The following is an 18,652-nucleotide window of genomic DNA, read 5'->3' on the forward strand; positions in this document are numbered from 1 at the left end:
ACTACGAAAGAATGCCAGGCACGCTAACATTCCCGATCCGCTTTGTCAGGACACCGCAACCCTAAAGAGGGTAGGTTCTTAATGTGGGAGGGGGCTTGCCCCCGATAGCAGTGGTTCAGTCTGAGCATCTTTGACTGACACACCGCCATCGGGGGCAAGCCCTCTCCCACAGTTGATCTGTGTTGTCCGGCAGTAATCAGTTCGCCATCCGCACGCCACCCAAACCGCCGCTCAACTCATAGGCCACCAGCTCCGCCTGGTGCGCCGCGAGGATTTCCGGCAGCGAACCGCGCAGATATTCCACCCAGGTCTTGATCTTCGCATCCAGGTATTGGCGCGACGGGTAGATGGCGTACAGGTTCAACTCCTGGGACCGGTAGGTTGGCATCACGCGCACCAGTGTGCCGGTGCGCAGTCCTTCGATGGCGGCGTACACCGGCAGCAGGCCGACGCCCATGCCGCTGGTGATGGCGGTTTTCATCGCATCGGCCGAATTCACCAGGAACGGCGAGGTGTTGATCGCCACACTTTCCTGGCCTTCAGGGCCGTTGAAGGTCCATTTGTCCAACTGGATCACCGGGCTGACCAGGCGCAGACAGGCGTGGTTGAGCAAGTCCTGGGGCCGCTGTGCGCAGCCCTTGGCTTTGACGTACTCGGGCGAGGCGCAGGCGATGCTGTAGGTGATGCCCAGGCGTTGCGAGACGAAACCCGAATCCGGCAGTTCGCTGGCCAGTACGATGGACACGTCGTAGCCCTCATCGAGCAAATCCGGCACGCGGTTGGCAAGGGTCAGGTCGAAGGTCACATCGGGGTGGGTGCGGCGGTAGCGGGCAATCGCGTCGATCACGAAATGCTGGCCGATACCGGTCATGGTGTGCACTTTCAATTGTCCGGCGGGGCGCGCATGGGCGTCGCTGGCTTCTGCTTCGGCTTCCTCGACGTAGGCGAGAATCTGCTCACAGCGCAGCAGATAGCGTTTGCCGGCCTCGGTCAGTGCGATACGGCGGGTGGTGCGGTTGAGCAAGCGGGTTTGCAGGTGGGCCTCAAGGTTTGAGACCGCGCGCGAGACGTTGGCGGTGGTGGTGTCCAGTTGCACGGCGGCGGCGGTAAAGCTGCCGGCTTCTGCCACGCAACTGAACGCGCGCATGTTTTGCAAGGTGTCCATGGGGTGTTCTCAAGGGAGATGGCAAATTGTGACATGAAGTTGCGCGCAGGTGTGTATCCGCACGGCCTGGCGCTTCAGGACAGGGTCCAGGCTTCACTGACTTTCGCCTCGTAGTGCGGCAGGTAGGCCAGCAGAAGCTGATTGAAGGCGTCCAGTGCCTCAGTGCGGTGTTCGGCGGTGGGCGCTTCAACGGCGGCGTGTGCCTGCTGGGCCAGCGTTTCTACCGCCAAGGCGAGTGCCGGACTGATGCGTTTGAACTCGTCGAGCTCGGCACTGAGCACCGTACCGAGGGTTTGCCGGCCGATTGAATCCAACAGCGCCTGAATGTCATCGGCGTGGCGCTGTAAGTAAGCGTCCCAGCCCGATCGCTCATCGGGCGTGTGCAGATAGCGGCGGGCGACAGGCAAAAGGTGATCCAGCGATTGGTCGCCCAACTGTTCTTTGAGCAAGGTTTTGCGTGTACGCAGGGATTGCAGGTCAAGGTCGCTGTGCTGCTTGAGCTGTTCCGGCAGCGCCAGTTCGCGGTGTTTGTTGACCGTATGGCGGGTGAGCAGCGTCACCGGCTCGCCATGCTTTATTTTAACCAGCACTTGGGTGGATGACGGGATGGCGGGGTCGAGCAGCGATGCGCTGATTGAGCGGACCAGATGCTCCCAGTCGAACGTCTGCTGGCCAATGCTTGAGAGCGCCTGGCGCAGGGTTTCTTTTACCGCCTCCACGGATTTGATCGGGGCGATGTCCAGGACCAGGTAGTCACCGCTCAAGTGCGGATCATCCAGCCTTCGGTGGCTGACCTCGATCGTCACGCCTCTACCGGCGCCCGCGCGCGACGACGCGGTGGCACCCGCTGAGCCGCTCAGCGTCTGGCACTCGGCGGTCAGCTTGTATATTTTCAAGGCTTCGGGCCGAAGCAGCGCCCGATTCTGGTTGATTGCAGTGCGAAACCGGCCGTCCAGGTCTGGGTCGATACGCCAGGTCGCCTTGAGTGATACATAACGTTCCAGCAGCGCGCGGGCTTGCCGCTGGCTCTTGTGCAGGCTGGCGTTCAATTCCGAGGCCAGTACCGGCGCACAGGCCTGCTCGGTAAACAGGCGGCTGCTTGACGCTACGTGGGTGTTCATTTCATCGAGCAGCGTGACAGGGTCGTCGTGATACTTCACGCGCATGGCCAGTTGGTGCTGTGCCAGCGCGGGCGACATCTCGCACAGGCCAAGAATATCCAGGTCTTTGCGCAGTCGGGTACGTTGCAGCGTCAGCGCTAACGTGGTGTTAACCGTCAGTACGCTGAAACAATCCACCGCGATGTTGCTGTCAACCTTCAGTGCCAGCCCTTTTTCAGTGAGGAGCGGTGCTGCGGTGTTTTGCAGACGCGGCAGCCCACCCTCGGCCAGGCCGGCATGGGTCAGTGCGTCGCGCACATAGGGCTGGCTCAGGGCTGCGTAAGCTCTGTCCCTGTGCAGATTGCGCTGGTCGCTCAACAGGCTGCCCAGGTTCACGACGGTGCGAGCGACACTTTCGCTCAGCGAGGTATTCACGGAACCACTGCGGTTATCTGCGTAATGTTCCAGGCTCGCGTACTCGCGAGAGGATACATGGGCGAGGCCGAACTGCTGGTCAGACCTTGCTTGACTCAGATTCGTCAGCGCTGATTTGAGCTTGACCTGCAAGGCGATGGTTCGGGTGCTCTTGACGCGCTGGTCGGCGGTAACTTCCAGGTGCGAATCAATCGCCAGGTGGGGGCCCGCAGTGACTTGTCGCGTTGATTCCAGCGAAAAGTTGTAGCCCACATGACGATGGTTGATGCGTTCGCCCCCCTCGCGAATATAGTTCAGCGAAGGCAGCAGCTCATGCGTCAAACCCTGGTGCTTGCCCTCTCTGATGGCTGCGCGAAATTGCCATTTCAAGGCCCGGCACAGGGTGTAGCCGGTTTCGATAGGCGGGTTTTGACCGTTGCGATGAGGCTTTAACAGGTGCTCGGCTTTTTTAAAAAAGGCATAGGCGCCGGCCAGCTCATCGGCCGTCACCGCCAACTGCGGCTCGCCGTTGCAGAGTGTGCGATGAAGCGCCTCTATCTCGGCCTGGTCGCGACGATAGCCGGCAAGGGGTACCAGCTTTTCCAGTACATGGTCGGCTAGCCGGCGCACATCGCGTCGCAGAGGGAGCAGAAGGGGACCCGGGGATTCGGACATGCCGGGCAACTGCCTGCTCAAGGCATCGGCATCGGTGATGTCCTGTGCCGAGTGGCGCGGCAACACTGGGCTGAGTACTGAAAGCATCAAGTGCTCCTGAGGCCGGGGGGCTCAGGATTGTGCCGGCGGGTGACGCAGGACGATGTAGGTCGAATTCCCGTCCCCCTGGAAAACTGTCTGAACCGCGCATGCCCCGCCTGGATTATCGTCGCAACGGTAATAAAGATTCACAGAAATGCCTGCTTATCGTTCCCGGTCCTGCCCCCTAGAATTGCGCCACTTTCCCCGCGTCAACCACCTCAGGAATTCGCAAGCCGTGCCGCGTCGCATCAGCAGAGAGCTGAAGACTCTCAGTGTTTGGGCCCTTACGCTCGCCATCAGTGGCTGCATCGGCACCGCAGGAATTGGCCCCCAGGGCCAGTCATTGAGCGCCAGCCACCTGGCCACCGACGAAGCGATCCAGCGCGCCGCCAGCGACGCCCACTGGCCCAGCGTCCAATGGTGGCGGGCCTACGGCGATCCGCAGCTTGACCGCTGGGTCGAACTCGCCACGCAAGACAGCCCCAGCATGGCCGTGGCCGCCGCACGGGTGCGTCAAGCGCGGGCGATGGCCGGGGTAGCCGAGTCGGCAGAATCCCTGCAGATCAACAGCGACACCACGCTCAAGCGCCACAACTGGCCGAAGGATCAGTTTTACGGCCCTGGCGAGTTGAGCGGTGCGAACACGTGGGACAACAACGCGTCCCTGGGCTTGAGTTACGCCCTCGACCTGTGGGGCCGCGAAAGCAATGCCACCGAGCGTGCCGTGGACCTCGCCCATATGAGCGTCGCCCAGGCGCGCCAGGCCCGGCTCGAGTTGCAGAGCAACGTGGTGCGCGCCTATATCCAGTTGTCCTTGCACTACGCCGAGCGCGGTATCGTCGCGGCCACCCTGGCCCAGCAACAGCAGATCCTGGATCTGGCAACCAAGCGCCTGAACGCCGGGATCGGCACGCACCTGGAGGTCAGCCAGGCCGAAACCCCGCTGCCCGAAACCCACCGTCAACTGGACGCGCTGGATGAGCAGATCGCCCTGAGCCGCAACCAGCTGGCGGCGTTGGCCGGCAAAGGTCCGGGTGAAGGCGCGCAATTGCAACGCCCGAGCCTGTCGCTTGCCGCGCCGTTGAAGTTGCCCTCGACCTTGCCCGCGCAGTTGCTCGGCCAGCGTCCGGACGTAGTCGCCCGTCGCTGGCAGGTGGCGGCCCAGGCGCGGGGTATCGATGTCGCCCACGCGGGCTTCTATCCCAACGTCGACCTGGTCGGCAGCCTCGGTTACATGGCCACCGGCGGCGGCATGCTGGCGTTTCTGGCGGGCAAGAAATTCAACTACAACGTCGGCCCGGCGATCACCCTGCCGATCTTCGACGGCGGGCGTCTACGCGCAGAGCTGGGTGAAGCCAGCGCCGGTTATGACAGTGCCGTGGCCCATTACAACCAGACCCTGGTCGATGCGCTCAAGGGCATCAGCGACCAGTTGATCCGTCGCGAGTCCATGGACAAGCAAGCGTTGTTTGCCGCGCAATCGGTGGCGTCGGCGCAGAAAACCTACGACATCGCCACCATCGCCTACCAACGCGGCCTTACCGACTACCTCAATGTGCTGAACGCCCAGACCCTGCTGTTCCGCCAGCAGCAGACAGAGCAACAGGTACAGGCCGCGCGCCTGAGCGCCCACGCCGAACTGGTCACCGCCCTGGGCGGTGGCCTCGGTGCCGGCGACGATGTACCGCGCGACGACAAAACTCTCCCCAGCAAGACTCCTGCGGCGCTGGCCGTGTTCGATCACTGAGTAAATGGCGATGACCTCCTTGCCTGCACCCCTGCGCTGGCTGCACGCCCTTGAGTGGCGCCGTGGTTTTTTCGACTGGGCACGCAGCGATGGCGTGACCTGGGTGTATATCTTCAAGGTGTTGCTTGCCGCATTCCTCACGCTGTGGCTGGCGATGCGCCTGGAACTGCCGCAGCCGCGCACTGCGATGATCACGGTGTTTATCGTGATGCAACCGCAGAGCGGCCAGGTGTTCGCCAAGAGTTTTTACCGCTTCCTCGGCACGCTGGCCGGGTCGGCGGTGATGGTGGTGCTGATCGCGTTGTTTGCACAGAACACCGAACTGTTCCTCGGCGCCCTGGCCATCTGGGTGGGCGTCTGCACCGCCGGTGCCACGCGTAACCGCAACTTTCGCGCCTACGGGTTTGTGCTCGCCGGCTACACGGCGGCGATGGTCGGCCTGCCGGCCCTGGCCCATCCGGACGGCGCCTTTATGGCGGCGGTGTGGCGGGTGTTGGAGATCTCCCTGGGGATTCTCTGCTCGACGCTGGTCAGCGCCGCGATCCTGCCGCAAACCTCCAGCGCCGCGATGCGCAATGCGCTCTATCAACGCTTCGGGGTGTTCGCGCTGTTCGTCACCGACGGTCTGCGGGGTCGCAGCCAGCGTGAAGGGTTCGAGGCCAGCAACGTGCGTTTTATCGCCGAAGCCGTGGGCCTGGAAGGCTTGCGCAGCGTCACTGTGTTCGAAGACCCGCACATGCGTCGGCGCAACGGGCGGCTCAGTCGCCTCAACAGCGAATTCATGAGCCTCACCACGCGCTTCAACGCCTTGCACCAGCTGCTGGCGCGGCTGCGCGCCGACGCCGCCGATCACGTGGTGGCCGCGATCAAGCCCGGCCTGCAGGACCTTGCCGAAGTACTCGACGGTTTTTCCGCACGTGCCCTGACCAGCCCCGACGCGGCGCGGCTGGCCAACGTGCTCAGCACCTACAAGGACAGCTTGCCGGCCCAGGTGCGCAGCCTGCGCGCGGCCTTCCAGCAAGGCGAGCCCACCGAAGCCGAGCAACTGGATTTTCATACCGCCTACGAGCTGCTGTACCGCTTTGTCGACGACCTGCACAACTACGCGCAAACCCACGCCTCCCTGGCCGATCACCGCCATGCGCGGGAAGACTGGAGCGAGGTCTATACCCCGAAAACCAACTGGCTGGCCTGCGCCGCCGCCGGCATACGGGCCTCGTTCATCCTGATCGTGCTCGGCAGCTACTGGGTGGCCACTGCCTGGCCCAGTGGTGCAACCATGACCTTGATCGCCGCCGCCACCGTCGGCCTGTCCGCCGCCACGCCCAACCCCAAGCGCATGGCGTTCCAGATGGCCTGCGGCACACTGATGGGTGCGCTGGTCGGCTTCGTCGACATGTTCTTCGTGTTCCCCTGGATCGATGGCTTCCCACTGTTGTGCGTGATGCTCGCGCCGGTGATCATTTTCGGCGCCTTTCTCGCTTCACGTGCGCAGTACGCCGGGGTCGGCGTGGGCTTGCTGATCTTCTTCAGCACGGGTTCGGTGCCGGACAACCTGACGATCTATAACCCCTACACCTTCATCAACGACTACATCGCCATGGTCATCGGCATGCTGGTGTGCGCGGCGGCCGGGGCGATCATCCTGCCGCCCAACAGCCGTTGGCTGTGGCGGCGCCTGGAGCAGGACCTGCGTGAGCAAGTGGTGTACGCGATCAGCGGCAAGCTCAAGGGCCTGGCGTCGAGTTTCGAAAGCCGCACCCGCGACCTGCTGCACCAGGCCTATGGCCTCGCCGCCGGCCAGCCGCAGGTGCAGCGCGACCTGCTGCGCTGGATGTTCGTGGTGCTGGAGGTCGGCCACGCGATCATCGAGTTGCGCAAAGAGCAGGCGATTTTGCCGGTGCATCCGGCGTACGCCGAATCCCAGCCGTGGCGCCAGGCGATCCGCGTGATGGGTCGCTCGCTGGTGCGGCTGTTCCTGCAACCCAGCGCCAGCAACCTGGAGCGCGGGCTGATCGCCGTCGACCATGCGATCAGCCGCGTGCAGGCCACCGACGAACCGTTCGCGCCGCACTTCGACACTTCGGCGCTGCGCCGGGTGAAAAGCTACCTGCACTTTATCCGCACCTCGTTGATGGACCCGCAATCGCCGCTGGCGGCGCTCAAAGGATCTGCAAATGCCTCGTGAAATTGCCTTCCACGGTATCTATATGCCGACCATGACCCTGATGTTTTTGATCGCAGCGGGGCTGGCTTGGGCGGTTGACCGCTTCCTGGCCGGGTTCGACCTGTATCGGTTTTTCTGGCACCCGGCGTTGCTGCGCCTGAGCCTGTTCGTTTGCCTGTTCGGCGCCCTGGCGCTGAGCGTCTACCGTTGAGAATGCCCCGATGAAAAAGTTTTTCAGCCTGCTCGCAACCCTGCTGGTGCTGGCATTGGCGATCTGGATTGGCCGCACGTTGTGGGTGCACTACATGCAGACGCCCTGGACCCGCGACGGGCGCGTGCGTGCCGATATCATCAATGTTGCCGCCGACGTGACTGGCGAAGTGGTCGACGTGCCGGTGCGCGATAACCAGTTGGTAAAAAAGGGCGACCTGCTGATGCAGATCGACCCCGAGCATTACCGCATTGCGGTCAAGCAGGCGCAGTCACTGGTGGCGTCACGCAAAGCCACCTGGGAAATGCGCAAGCTCAACGCCCACCGCCGCGCTGACCTGGATGCCCTGGTGATCTCCAGGGAAAACCGCGACGACGCCAGCAACATCGCCGATTCGGCCCTGGCCGATTATCAGCATGCGCTGGCGCAACTGGAAGCCGCTGAACTGAACTTGAAACGCACCCACGTCGTGGCGGCGGTCGACGGTTATGTCACCAACCTCAATGTGCATCGCGGCGACTACGCGCGCATCGGCGAGGCGAAGATGGCCGTGGTGGATATGAACTCGTTCTGGGTCTATGGCTTCTTTGAAGAGACCAAGCTGCCCCATGTGAAAGTCGGTGACACGGCCGATATGCAATTGATGAGCGGCGAGACCCTCAAGGGTCACGTGGAAAGCATCTCCCGTGGCATCTACGACCGCGACAACCCCGAGAGCCGCGAACTGATCGCCGATGTGAACCCGACCTTCAACTGGGTGCGCCTGGCCCAGCGCGTGCCGGTGCGCATTCATATCGATGAGGTCCCGGAGGGGGTGTTGTTGGCGGCGGGCATTACCTGCACAGTCATCGTAAACCCGACACAAAACTAAAAAATGCGGGAGGGGTGTGAGCATCTACACGACTTTTAGGTACCGCGCGGAACCCTGTGGGAGGGGGCTTGCCCCCGATGGCGGTGGGCCAGTCACAGATGTGCTTACTGACACTCCCTCATCGGGGGCAAGCCCCCTCCCACATTTAGACTCGTGTTATGCCTTGATGAAGGTTTCATGCAAGTGCCGCCAAAGCAGCGCGCCACTGGCCTGCTTCTCAAACACGACCGTGGCGCGACGATCCGTGCGGGTGCCGCTGTCATCCACCTGATGCTCGCGATAAGTCACCGTGGCCCCGCGCGCATGCCGGTCTATCCCGGCCATCTCGCTCAAGGTGATTTTCAGTCCCGGCCGCATCCCGCCCAGGCGCGTGAACAGCGCATCGACCCCGGCCCGGTTGACCCGCGTGCCGGTGGCAGGCGCAACCATGCTGAACTCGGGCGAGAAGCGCGCCAGCAAGTTCTGCAAAGTGCCCTCGGGCGCAACGCCGGCAAACCATTGCTCGATCTCGACGTGGGTCTGGATCACTTCTTCAAAAAAATCGCTGTAATCAATCATTTACAAACTCCCCTTCAAACCAAAGCGTTTCTTCAGCACGGCTTCCAGCAACCCCTTGGGCAACAGTGCCGCCATCAACGGCAACGCGCGGCTGCCATTGCCCGAGCGCAACAGGCGCGGTGGCTGCGTTTGCTGCACGGCTTTGAGCACATCCGCCGCAAACTCGCTGGCGGGGGTGGGTTTGTCCTGGGAGGCCTGGCTGCGCGCACGAATGCCGTCGCGCAACGGCCACCAGGGCGATTGTTCGTTGATCAGCAGCTCGACCTGGGCGCCGGCGTTCTTCGCAAAGCGGGTATTGATCGCGCCGGGCTGGACTTCCATGAGCCGCACGCCAAAAGGCGCCAGCTCCATGCGCAGGGCGTCGCTCAACGCGTGTACGGCGGCTTTTGACGCGCAGTAGGCGCCGGCGAACGGGGTCACCAGTACACCGGAAACACTGCCGATATTCACCACCAGGCCCTTGCTGCGGCGCAGCGCGGGGAACAGCGCCTGGGTCACGCCGACGATGGAAAACACGTTGGTTTCGAACTGGCGCTGCATCGCCTCGGTACCGCCGTCGAGCAACGGTCCCATCGCGCCGTAGCCGGCGTTGTTGATCAGCACATCCAGCTCGCCCAACTGTTCGCCCAGGCGATGCAGGGCGGCGCGGTCGTTGACGTCCAGTTGCACGGCGTGGAAGCCGGCGGCGGCGAGGGCGGCGACGTCATCGCTGCGGCGGGCGCTGGCCCACACCTGGAAACCTGCGGCTTTGAACGCGTCGGCCAGGGCGCGGCCGATGCCGCTGGAACAACCGGTGATCAGTACGTTGGGCATGGATCAATCCTTTGTCAGTCCGAGAAACTGCCTTGCAGGTGCTCGGCGCGAAATTCCAGGGTTTGCGGGCGGTAGCCGGGGCGCAGTGGCGGGGCGGGCAGGCAGTCGTCCCAGGTCGCACCGGCTTGCAATTCGCCGGGGCCGCGATAGCGCGGCGCGGCGTAGACGTTGTCGGCCAGGTTGACGGTATCGCCCGGTGCATAGGCGGCGACGCGCCAGCGCAGTTCGGCCAGTGGGACGTCGTTGCCGTTGTTCAGGGTCAGTTTTAACGGACGGTCGGCCGGGCATTCCTGAGGGGCGTAAGTAATGCGCAATTCCAGGCGGGCCAGTTGCTTGGCTTCGCGGTTGTCCAGCCACACCACCCACACCGCCACGAAACCCAGGCCGACGGCAGCGGCCAGCGACACCGGCAAGGCCTTGGCCGGATAGCGCAGCAGCAGGACCAGCCAGGTGATGACCAGGAGAACGCCGAAGAACATAGTCACTGCCTCGCGATTGGGGTGAGCCATCGTACTGCGGGGCAGGCGACTTGCCTATCGGACGAGGTAAAGGTGGAACTGTTTGCTGGCGGCTATTCACACAAGTGAGGTCACACTCCGGCTGTTTCCATCCACTCAGAGGCTCTTCATGAACATAGCAAACTCTCCTTCGGCGCCTTACGCCCCCGGTCCAGCAGCGACGGATCAAGCTGGCGCTGCTTCGGCGGTCGGCACGCAGATACCCCCGCGCAGTACCGCCACCGAACCCAAAAATAACGGATGCATGAGCGGCTGCACCGGGCCGGTCGCTGCCAGTGTCGTGAACTCCCTGGCGGGACTGGCCACTGCAGTCATCGGGCTGTTAAACAAACAGGATCGTTGCAATCACTCAAGCAGCCGGGAGTCGCTGCCCAAGTAGCGCGTAAAAAAAAGCCCCCACCCAGCCGACTGCGGATAGGGGACGCAATGGGCTGGGTGAGGGCTTCTTGTACGACTGTTTTACTGCGCGATAGTTTTCACCGACACGCCACGTTCAATCGGCGTCGAGCGACCGTAGATATCTTCGAAGCGTTCGATGTCGTCTTCACCCAGATAGCTGCCCGATTGCACTTCGATGATTTCCAGCGGGATCTTGCCCGGGTTGCGCAGGCGGTGCACCGAGGCGATCGGAATGTAGGTGGACTGGTTCTCGCACAGCAGGAACACGTTGTCGTCACAGGTCACTTCAGCGGTGCCGCTGACCACGATCCAGTGTTCGGCGCGGTGATGGTGCATCTGCAGCGACAGGCACGCCCCCGGCTTGACCGAGATGTGCTTGACCTGGAAGCGCCCGCCCATGTCCACCGAGTCGTAGGAGCCCCACGGACGATAGACTTCGCAGTGGTTCTGGGTCTCGCTGCGGCCTTGCTCATTGAGGGTGTTGACCATCTGCTTGACGCCCTGGACCTTGTCCTTGTGGGCAATCATCATCGCGTCCTTGGTCTCCACCACCACGATGTTGTCCAGGCCGATCACCGACACCAGTTTGCCGTTGCCATGCACCATGCAGTTGCGGCTGTCCTGGATCACCACGTCGCCTTTGCTTACGTTGCCGTTGGCGTCTTTATCGTTGACCGCCCACAGCGAGGCCCAGCAGCCCACGTCGCTCCAGCCGGCGCTCAATGGCACCACACAGGCGCGCTGGGTTTTTTCCATCACGGCGTAGTCGATGGAGTTGTCCGGGCAGCAGGCGAAGGTGGCTTCGTCGAAGGTCACGGTGTCGGCGGTCTGCTCGCTGCGCTCGAGGGTCAGTACGCAGGTGTCGTAGATGTCCGGATCGTGCTTTTTCAGCTCCTCCAGGAAACGGCTGGCGCGGAACAGGAACATGCCGCTGTTCCAGAAGTAACCGCCGCTTTTAACGAACTCGACGGCGCGTTTTTCATCGGGTTTTTCCACGAACTGCTGCACGCGGCTCACGCCTTCGGGCAGCAGCGAATCGTTGGTGGACTTGATGTAGCCATAACCGGTTTCCGGACGGGTTGCCGGCACGCCGAACAACACCATCTCGCCGCGCTCGGCTGCCACGGTGGCCAGGGCCAGCGCACGTTGCAGGGCTTTCTGGTCGTCGATGACGTGGTCGGCAGGCAGCACCAGCATCAGCTCGTCACGGCCTTCGTTGACCAGCATCATCGCGGTCAGGGCCACGGCCGGTGCGGTGTTGCGACCGAACGGCTCCATCAGGATACGCTGGCACTCAAGCTTGCGCGCGCTCAGTTGCTCGTTGACGATGAAGCGGTGATCCTTGTTGCAGACCACGATGGGCGAGTCCATGCCTTCGAACACCAGGCGTTCCAGGGTTTGCTGGAACAGCGTGTGCTCGCCGGTCAGGGCCAGGAATTGCTTGGGGAACTGTTTACGCGAAAGCGGCCAAAGACGTGAGCCGCTACCACCGGAAAGGATTACTGGGATCATGGGTGTTTCTCCTTGAATCAGTTTGGGTCAGAGCTACGAAGGTTTGTCGTTTCACTCTTGTTTTTGTCTCGGTCCGAACTGAAACCGCAATCCCTGTAGGAGCGAGCTTGCTCACGAAAAATCTGAGAGCACCGCGATAAACCAGAGGCGCTGCGTCATCGTTGACGTTCTTCGCGGGCAAGCCCGCTCCTACAGTAGATTGCGTTCAGTTCGGGAAATAATCAGCGGGTCGACACTGGGCGTTTCACCCAGACTGGCGACAGGCTCGAACCGGAGCCGGTGACGTACAGCACCGCCGCTTCACCACGTTCCAACGCAACCGGCTTCACATCGCCGACCTTTTTGTCGCCGTCATACAGCGCCAGGCTCACCTTCACCGGGTTGATCTCACGCTCGCCACGGCCCTTGGCGGCCACCGACTTGACCACGTCGGTCTTGCCGTCGGCAGTCTTGAGGGTCAGGGCCTTGTCGCTGAGGTTCTGCACGCGCACCAGGGACTTCTGCTTGTTCTTGAACGGCGGCTCCTCGATCAACTGCGGCTGGCCGCTGCTGTTATTGACCAGGGTGTAGTAGTGATCGGCGGCGAGTTTCACCGGCACGGTCTGGCTGCCGACCTTGGCGCTGTAGTCGCCGCCCGGCATGAAGCTGAAGTCACTGCTGGCCAGCGGCGCAACGTCGCTGAGGTTGGTGCTGCCAACCGTCGCGCTGACTTCCTGGTTCGAAGCGTTGTAGATGCGCACGAAGCTCGAGCCTTTTGGCGCGGTCGGGCCGTAGAGCGCAGCGTCACCACCGGCGAAGGCGGACAGGGATACGAAGCTCAGGCCGGCGGCGATAGCCAGGGTCTTGGCGAGACGACGAGGAGTTGTAGTGAAAGTCATGTGAGTTACCTCTCTTTCAGTTTTGCGCCCGGTCGGGCGTCTCGGATTTCTGATTTTTAAAAGCAGGGGTGTTGCTTGCCATGTTCTGTTGGCGCGAACCGGCTTGTTTAAGCTGCGCAACCCACGCGGGGTCGGCATCACCGATTTCGTTGTTGACGGGCAGATAGCGTTCAGGGAATTCCCAGATCAGCACCTGGGGCGGGCTGTTCTTGAAGTCGTCACTTTTCAGGTAGCTGAGCATCGGCAGGATCGGGCCGTGGCCGTCTTCGGCGTAGCTGACCACGTCGCTGCCCAGGGCTTGCTTGAGGGCGCCGACGAAGTTCCAGTTGGGGTTGGCGCTGTAGCTGGTGCCTACCAGGGCCACCGGGGTTTCGCTGTCGCTGAACAGCGCGTCATCACCTTTGTCTTCGGCCAGGTGGGTGACGCGTTTTTGCAGCGGCTCCTTGGGCGGCATCAGGTTTTCAAACAGCGGGTCCAGGGGCAGGAACAGACGCAGGTCGCCTTTATGCGGTTCGGTCTTTTCCGCTTCGGTGACAAAGCGCTGCGGCTCGCCGCTCAGCGGGGTCTTGTCGGCAATCGCCTTGGCCAATTGCTTGGCGGCGATTTCCGCGCCGTCCGGGGTCCAGTGGGTGTCGGTGCGCAGGAATACCTGCTTGCCGGCGAGCTTGGCCTGTTGCAGCGGGCCGAGCAGGTCCGGGGCGGGGATGTTGTCTGCCGCGACACGGGCGTGGAAGTCCTGATACAGGTTGGCGTGGATGCTTGCCGGTTTCACTTCACCCAGGTGTTCGGGGTACAGGCGCACCTTGGCCGGCACGATTGCCATCACCAATTGGATGCCCTGGGCCTTGAGCTTCTGGCGCACGCCTTCGACCAGCGCGTAGTTGCCTTGCAGGTTCTGGTCTTCGTTGACGGCGGGGTTGAATTCCTCGTCGCTGTACAGCCAGTGATCGCGGCCCAGCACCACGCCAGGGCGGCCTTCATTGAAGAGCTTGTAGTCCAGCGCCGCCCACAGGTTGGTGCCCAGGCGCTTGATCGGGAACTCGTCGTCGTAATGGGTCTCGACGGCCTTGGTCCAGCGACCGTTGAGCACAGTGGCATCGGCATTGGTGCTGAAGCCAGAGAAGCTGCGCAGCGACCAGGCGCCCAGTGCCAGCAGCAGCACCAGGAACAGGCTGATATAGAGGATGCGTAATGAACGGGTCATGGTCGGCTCCCTCAGAATTGGAAGTAAAGGAACGGCGAGAAACTCTGCGCCGACAGTTTCAGGATCGACGCCACGAACAGCAGCAGCACCGCAGCGCGCATGGCGTAGCGTGGCCAGTCAGCGGTCCAGTAGGCCGGTTGCACGGCGGCGTCACGGCCCACGCTGAAACCGGGCTCGTGGATGCTGCCGGGGTTGTCGCCCGGTACGGCCTTGATCAGGCTCGGGTCGGCCGGCTTGGCCTTGTCGGCAGGGCGATTGGTGTAGAAATCGCGCAGGCCGAAGAACGCCAGGGTTACGTAAGCCACCACCAGGGTTGCCACTTGCAGGCCGGTCAGGCTGGCGCGGTTGAGTTCCGACAGCGACCATTCGCTGAAGCTGAACATCGCACCGTACATACGCCCGGCGACGTGCAGGTTTTCGGCGCGGAAGATCACCCAGCCCATCACCACCAGCAGGAAGGTGAAGGCCCAGCGCAGCACGTTGAAGCTGCGCGGCGCGGTATTGAGGCCGATGGCTTTTTCAATCGCCAGCCACATGCCGTGCCAGGCACCCCACACGATGTAGGTGATGTTCGCACCGTGCCACAGGCCACCGAGCAGCATGGTCAGGAACAGGTTGCGGTAGGTGGTCAGCGTGCCTTTGCGGTTGCCGCCCAGGGTGATGTACAGGTAGTCGCGCAGCCAGGTGGACAGGCTGATGTGCCAGCGCCGCCAGAACTCGGTGATCGACTGGCTGATGTACGGCTGCTTGAAGTTTTCCATGAAGCGGAAGCCCATCATCAAGCCCAGGCCGATGGCCATGTCGCTGTAGCCGGAGAAGTCGAAGTACAGCTGCGCGGTATACGCCAATGCGCCCAGCCATGCGTCACCCGTGGTCGGGTTTTGCAGGGCGAAGCAATGGTCGGCCACCACCGCCAGAGTATCGGCGATAAAGACTTTCTTGATGAAACCCTGCATGAACCGCGTGCAGCCTTCGGAGAACTTGTCGAGGGTGTGGGTGCGGTTGTTGAACTGGTCGGCCAGGTCGCGAAAACGCAACACGGGGCCTGCGATCAGGTGCGGGAAGATCGCCACGAACGCCGCGAAGTCGATCAGGTTGCGCGTTGCCGGGGTGTCGCCGCGATACACGTCGATGATGTAGCTGATGGACTCGAAGATGTAGAACGAAATCCCGATCGGCAACAGCACGTGGGTGAGGATAAACGGCTCCAGGCCCGCCGACTTCATCATCACATTGATGCTGTCGACGCCGAAGTTGGCGTACTTGAAGTAGCCGAGAATGCACAGGTCGACGGCCACGCCGAGCAGCAGCCAGCGCTGCGCCGGTTTGGTGCGCACACCGGCGGCACCGACCTTGAGGCCGATCCAGTAGTTCCACAGCGTGACGGCGGCGAACAGCGCCAGGAAGTCCACTCGCCACCAGGCGTAGAACACGTAGCTGGCAATCAGCAGCAGCAGGTTGCGATAGCGTTGCCCGCTCAAATAGTACAAGCCGAGAAAGATCGGCAAGAACAGAAACAGGAACACATTGGACGAGAAAACCATCCCGATCTCTCCATGTTTAAACCAACAGTCAAGGGCCGCAGCCCCCCCAAACCCCCCACGAAATTCGGGGAGGGTTGTGTTGCAATCTCACTGTCGAAACCGGCTCAAAAATGTGGGAGGGGGCTTGCCCCCGATAGCGGTGTGTCATTCAACACAGATGGCGACTGTTACACCGTCATCGGGGGCAAGCCCCCTCCCACATTTTTTACCGCGTTCCGTCAGCTGCCTTTTTTGCCTTTTTCATGCGTCGGGTCGTAGACCTTGGTCAGGTCGCCGCCCAGGCGGAAGGTCTTGAACGGTTGCATGCCGTGCTTGCGTTCGATCACCTCCGGGGCACAGGTGTAGAGGGTGCAGAAGGGCTCAAGCCAGGCAAATTTCATGTCTTCCTTGAGGTCCTTCATATCTTGCTCTTTGCCGTTCTTCTGCTCGAAGATGTCCGGGTCTTTCACCCCGGCCAGCACCTTGTCGCCCAGGCGCTTGAGCGCGCTGTTGTTTTCCTGGCGCAGGTCCACGCCGTTGACCAGGGCGAAACTGGCGATCATCGACAGCGGCGGCAGGGCGTAGTTGTGGTACGACAGGGCGCGTTGCTGACGCTTCAGTTCGTTCGGCAGGAAGCCCTGGTCGTCGACCTGGTTCACGCCGACCTTGTATTCCTTGACGGCCCAATCGAACAGATCGCGGCGGTTGGTGGCGATGGAGGTCGCCATTACCGACCAGGCGGCCCAGTAGGAGTGGTTGTTGGTTTTTTCCAGGGGCAGGTTGTCCCAGTCGCTCACCACTTGATCGGCCAGTTTGTTGAACCAGGCTTCGATCAGTTGCGATTCCTGCTGATGGTTGGCCAGCGGATGCGACTCGGAGAACTTCAGACGCACATAGGCCGAGGCCATGCTGCCCAGTGCCCATTTGCGCATGGACTTGCCGGTGTGGTTGAAGTCCTTGGACATCAAGGCATCGGCCTTGGCCCACGACACCAGCCAGTTCAGCGTGCATTCGAGCTGCTCGGGGCGGCCGTCGCGCATGAACTGCATCACGCGTTTGCTGGTGTCTTTTTCCAGCTTGGTGATGTCGGCGGTGCTGTCGCGAAAGGCTTTTTCCGACTGCACATTCAGCGTCGAGCGAGCCTTGTCGGAGCCTTCGTACTTGCTGCGAAATTGCAGAGGCCCGGTGTAGGGCGTCGGCATGGTGTCGCAGTTTTCCTTGAAGTCGCCGGTCTTGAACGCTTCGATCGGGGCGAAATAGCCTTGAGGCGGACGCAGTGGCGCGGCCGCATTCACGGAGCCGGCAAAGATGGCCAGGCCCAGCAGGGTAGGGAGCAATAACTTTTGCATAGGTAACCTCACTTCCCGAGTTGGGCGGTCTGCTGACCGCCGCTTGGGAATACGTTGCGTGTGCAAATTTTCGCTTCGACCTTCTGCGCGGCAGCACCCTGTTCCGGGCCCTGCACTTCCACAGCCAGCAAGTTCTGCGAGGCCCAGTCTTCATCGGTGCGCAGTTCAAAGGCGAAACGCCCGTCTGTATCGGATGTTTCGGGTTTCTCGATCTTGATGTCCTCGTGGCGCCCGTTCATGTACCAGAGGGTGGCTTGCAGTGTTTTCACCGACGGATCGGCGAAGCGGATATCGACCTGATGGTTGGCGTTGCGCAGGTCTTTGTTCGCGCTGTTGACCATCAGTTCGTTTTTGCCCGGTTTCAACGTGGTGCTGGCCGACATCTGCGCGGTCTTGCCTTCGCAGCCGTTGTCGAGCAGCGCCATCATCTGGCGGTAGATGGTTTCCTGGTCCAGACGGTACAGCGGCGAGAACTCCCAGATCAGGATCTTCGGCGGGTTCTTCTGGAACTCTTCGCTGCCCAGGTACTGGATCATCGAGCCTTCCAGGCCGCCGCCGGGGAAGGCGACGTTAAGGATGTCGGCACCGATTTCTTCCTGCAGGAAGCCGGCGAAGTTGTAGTTCTTGCCGCTGTGGCTGGTGCCCACCAGGGTGATCTGCGGGTTGCCCGAGTCGCCGAACAGGTCGCCGTCGCCGGCTTCGCCCTTGGGCTCGGTGGTGAACTGGTCCATGTACTGGATCGCATAGCTGGTGCCGCACAGTTGCCCGGCCATGTTGTGCAGGGTGCCGGTCTTGCCCATGCGCCCCGAGCGCTTGGTCTCGAATTCGCGCTTGGGGATTTCCGCGTATTGCGGCATCTGCTTGACCTTGGCCGCGACGATTTTTGCGGTGCGCTGGGCGCCGTACGGGGTCCAGTGCTGGTCGCCACGGAAGTAGAAATCGTGGGCCGGCAATTCATCCGGCAGTTGCTCGTTGGTCAGCGGCGACAGGTCCGGTACCACGTAGCCCATCTTGGCGAAACGGCCGAGCATGGTCTTGTAGTTACCCAGCGCCTTGTCGAAGTCGAACTGGGCTTTTTCTTCGGGGTTGAGCTTGTTGCGGTTCACCAGGCCACGGGTCGGCTGGTAGACCACCACCAATTCCACGCCCTTGCTCTTGAACGCATCGTGCAACTGCTGCATGCGCTTGTAGCCGGCCGGGGTGGTGTCGAATTCGGTACGCAGGTCTTCCTGGGTACGGAACAGCCAGTCGCCCTGGGCTTGTACCAGGGTGGTGAAGTTCTGCTGGTAGCGCGTGGTGTAGTTCTTCGCGTCGTGGGCGGCCGGGCACAGGCTGCAGCACGGTTCGGCCGTGAAGGTCGGTGCCTTCACTTCATCGGCGCGCACGCCCTGGCTGGCCGCGAGCAGGCCGAGGGTCAGACCCGAGAGGCTCAGCAGTTTGATCATGTGTGGGTGCATAAGGGTCATC

At 62.1% G+C, this 18,652-nt stretch carries 15 protein-coding genes; 4 read left to right on the forward strand and 11 right to left on the reverse strand.

Annotated elements, in window-relative coordinates; translation table 11 throughout:
• Positions 1-196 precede the first annotated feature (196 nt).
• Positions 197-1,165 carry a LysR family transcriptional regulator gene (locus MRY17_RS04645; protein ID WP_181282624.1) on the reverse strand — a complete coding sequence of 323 codons (969 nt, stop codon included), beginning with the start codon at positions 1,163-1,165 and terminating at the stop codon, positions 197-199.
• A 74-nt stretch (positions 1,166-1,239) separates the two neighbouring features.
• On the reverse strand, positions 1,240-3,441 hold the full coding sequence (locus tag MRY17_RS04650; protein WP_243353359.1) for a hypothetical protein: 2,202 nt from the start codon (positions 3,439-3,441) through the stop codon (positions 1,240-1,242).
• Positions 3,442-3,670: 229 nt separating this feature from the next.
• On the opposite strand from MRY17_RS04650, the gene MRY17_RS04655 reads away from it, so the two are divergent.
• The 4 genes from MRY17_RS04655 to MRY17_RS04670 are packed head-to-tail and all read left to right on the forward strand — an operon-like array spanning position 3,671 to position 8,431.
• Positions 3,671-5,182 carry an efflux transporter outer membrane subunit gene (locus tag MRY17_RS04655; RefSeq protein ID WP_243353360.1) on the forward strand — a complete coding sequence of 504 codons (1,512 nt, stop codon included), beginning with the start codon at positions 3,671-3,673 and terminating at the stop codon, positions 5,180-5,182.
• 10 nt (positions 5,183-5,192) lie between these two features.
• Positions 5,193-7,370: an FUSC family protein gene (locus tag MRY17_RS04660; RefSeq protein WP_243353361.1), complete on the forward strand. Its 2,178-nt coding sequence runs from the start codon at positions 5,193-5,195 to the stop codon at positions 7,368-7,370.
• The gene (locus tag MRY17_RS04665; protein WP_124422440.1) at positions 7,360-7,560 is read left to right on the forward strand and encodes a DUF1656 domain-containing protein; all 201 of its coding nucleotides are present in this window, start codon (positions 7,360-7,362) and stop codon (positions 7,558-7,560) included. Before MRY17_RS04660 ends, MRY17_RS04665 begins: the two co-directional genes overlap by 11 nt.
• A 10-nt stretch (positions 7,561-7,570) precedes the next feature.
• Positions 7,571-8,431 carry an efflux RND transporter periplasmic adaptor subunit gene (locus MRY17_RS04670; RefSeq protein ID WP_124357113.1) on the forward strand — a complete coding sequence of 287 codons (861 nt, stop codon included), beginning with the start codon at positions 7,571-7,573 and terminating at the stop codon, positions 8,429-8,431.
• A 156-nt stretch (positions 8,432-8,587) separates the two neighbouring features.
• Here MRY17_RS04670 and MRY17_RS04675 read toward each other — a convergent pair whose 3' ends face one another.
• The 9 genes from MRY17_RS04675 to MRY17_RS04715 form a co-directional block, all read right to left on the reverse strand.
• The gene (locus MRY17_RS04675) at positions 8,588-8,989 is read right to left on the reverse strand and encodes a DUF4440 domain-containing protein (RefSeq protein ID WP_181283214.1); all 402 of its coding nucleotides are present in this window, start codon (positions 8,987-8,989) and stop codon (positions 8,588-8,590) included.
• Positions 8,990-9,802, reverse strand: a complete 813-nt coding sequence (locus MRY17_RS04680; protein WP_191951629.1) for an SDR family oxidoreductase — start codon at positions 9,800-9,802, stop codon at positions 8,990-8,992.
• A gap of 14 nt (positions 9,803-9,816) precedes the next feature.
• Positions 9,817-10,281, reverse strand: a complete 465-nt coding sequence (locus tag MRY17_RS04685; protein WP_181283216.1) for a multidrug transporter — start codon at positions 10,279-10,281, stop codon at positions 9,817-9,819.
• 498 nt (positions 10,282-10,779) lie between these two features.
• A complete protein-coding gene (locus MRY17_RS04690; protein ID WP_124369708.1) occupies positions 10,780-12,231 on the reverse strand; it encodes a mannose-1-phosphate guanylyltransferase/mannose-6-phosphate isomerase in 1,452 nt (483 codons plus the stop codon).
• 221 nt (positions 12,232-12,452) lie between these two features.
• Positions 12,453-13,109, reverse strand: coding sequence for an alginate O-acetyltransferase AlgF (locus tag MRY17_RS04695; protein WP_181283217.1), 657 nt, complete (start codon positions 13,107-13,109; stop codon positions 12,453-12,455).
• Positions 13,110-13,125: 16 nt separating this feature from the next.
• Entirely contained in the window at positions 13,126-14,313 is a 1,188-nt protein-coding gene (locus tag MRY17_RS04700; RefSeq protein ID WP_191951628.1) for an alginate O-acetyltransferase, read from the reverse strand.
• Between the two features lie 11 nt (positions 14,314-14,324).
• Positions 14,325-15,857, reverse strand: a complete 1,533-nt coding sequence (locus tag MRY17_RS04705; protein ID WP_191956390.1) for an MBOAT family O-acyltransferase — start codon at positions 15,855-15,857, stop codon at positions 14,325-14,327.
• A 218-nt stretch (positions 15,858-16,075) separates the two neighbouring features.
• Entirely contained in the window at positions 16,076-17,185 is a 1,110-nt protein-coding gene (locus MRY17_RS04710) for a mannuronate-specific alginate lyase (protein ID WP_191951627.1), read from the reverse strand.
• A gap of 8 nt (positions 17,186-17,193) precedes the next feature.
• Positions 17,194-18,642, reverse strand: coding sequence for an alginate O-acetyltransferase (locus tag MRY17_RS04715; protein WP_124434618.1), 1,449 nt, complete (start codon positions 18,640-18,642; stop codon positions 17,194-17,196).
• Between the last annotated feature and the right edge of the window lie 10 nt (positions 18,643-18,652).

This window comes from Pseudomonas orientalis (assembly GCF_022807995.1).
Classification (GTDB): Bacteria; Pseudomonadota; Gammaproteobacteria; order Pseudomonadales; family Pseudomonadaceae; genus Aquipseudomonas; species Aquipseudomonas orientalis_B.

Coding starts and splice junctions, on each gene's coding strand:
- MRY17_RS04690 (WP_124369708.1), bottom strand. CDS start 12,231: ATGATCCCAGTAATCCTTTCCGGTGGTAGCGGCTCACGTCTTTGGCCG.
- MRY17_RS04710 (WP_191951627.1), bottom strand. CDS start 17,185: ATGCAAAAGTTATTGCTCCCTACCCTGCTGGGCCTGGCCATCTTTGCC.
- MRY17_RS04715 (WP_124434618.1), bottom strand. CDS start 18,642: ATGCACCCACACATGATCAAACTGCTGAGCCTCTCGGGTCTGACCCTC.
- MRY17_RS04665 (WP_124422440.1), top strand. CDS start 7,360: ATGCCTCGTGAAATTGCCTTCCACGGTATCTATATGCCGACCATGACC.
- MRY17_RS04695 (WP_181283217.1), bottom strand. CDS start 13,109: ATGACTTTCACTACAACTCCTCGTCGTCTCGCCAAGACCCTGGCTATC.
- MRY17_RS04660 (WP_243353361.1), top strand. CDS start 5,193: ATGACCTCCTTGCCTGCACCCCTGCGCTGGCTGCACGCCCTTGAGTGG.
- MRY17_RS04645 (WP_181282624.1), bottom strand. CDS start 1,165: ATGGACACCTTGCAAAACATGCGCGCGTTCAGTTGCGTGGCAGAAGCC.
- MRY17_RS04680 (WP_191951629.1), bottom strand. CDS start 9,802: ATGCCCAACGTACTGATCACCGGTTGTTCCAGCGGCATCGGCCGCGCC.
- MRY17_RS04650 (WP_243353359.1), bottom strand. CDS start 3,441: ATGCTTTCAGTACTCAGCCCAGTGTTGCCGCGCCACTCGGCACAGGAC.
- MRY17_RS04700 (WP_191951628.1), bottom strand. CDS start 14,313: ATGACCCGTTCATTACGCATCCTCTATATCAGCCTGTTCCTGGTGCTG.
- MRY17_RS04685 (WP_181283216.1), bottom strand. CDS start 10,281: ATGTTCTTCGGCGTTCTCCTGGTCATCACCTGGCTGGTCCTGCTGCTG.
- MRY17_RS04675 (WP_181283214.1), bottom strand. CDS start 8,989: ATGATTGATTACAGCGATTTTTTTGAAGAAGTGATCCAGACCCACGTC.
- MRY17_RS04705 (WP_191956390.1), bottom strand. CDS start 15,857: ATGGTTTTCTCGTCCAATGTGTTCCTGTTTCTGTTCTTGCCGATCTTT.
- MRY17_RS04670 (WP_124357113.1), top strand. CDS start 7,571: ATGAAAAAGTTTTTCAGCCTGCTCGCAACCCTGCTGGTGCTGGCATTG.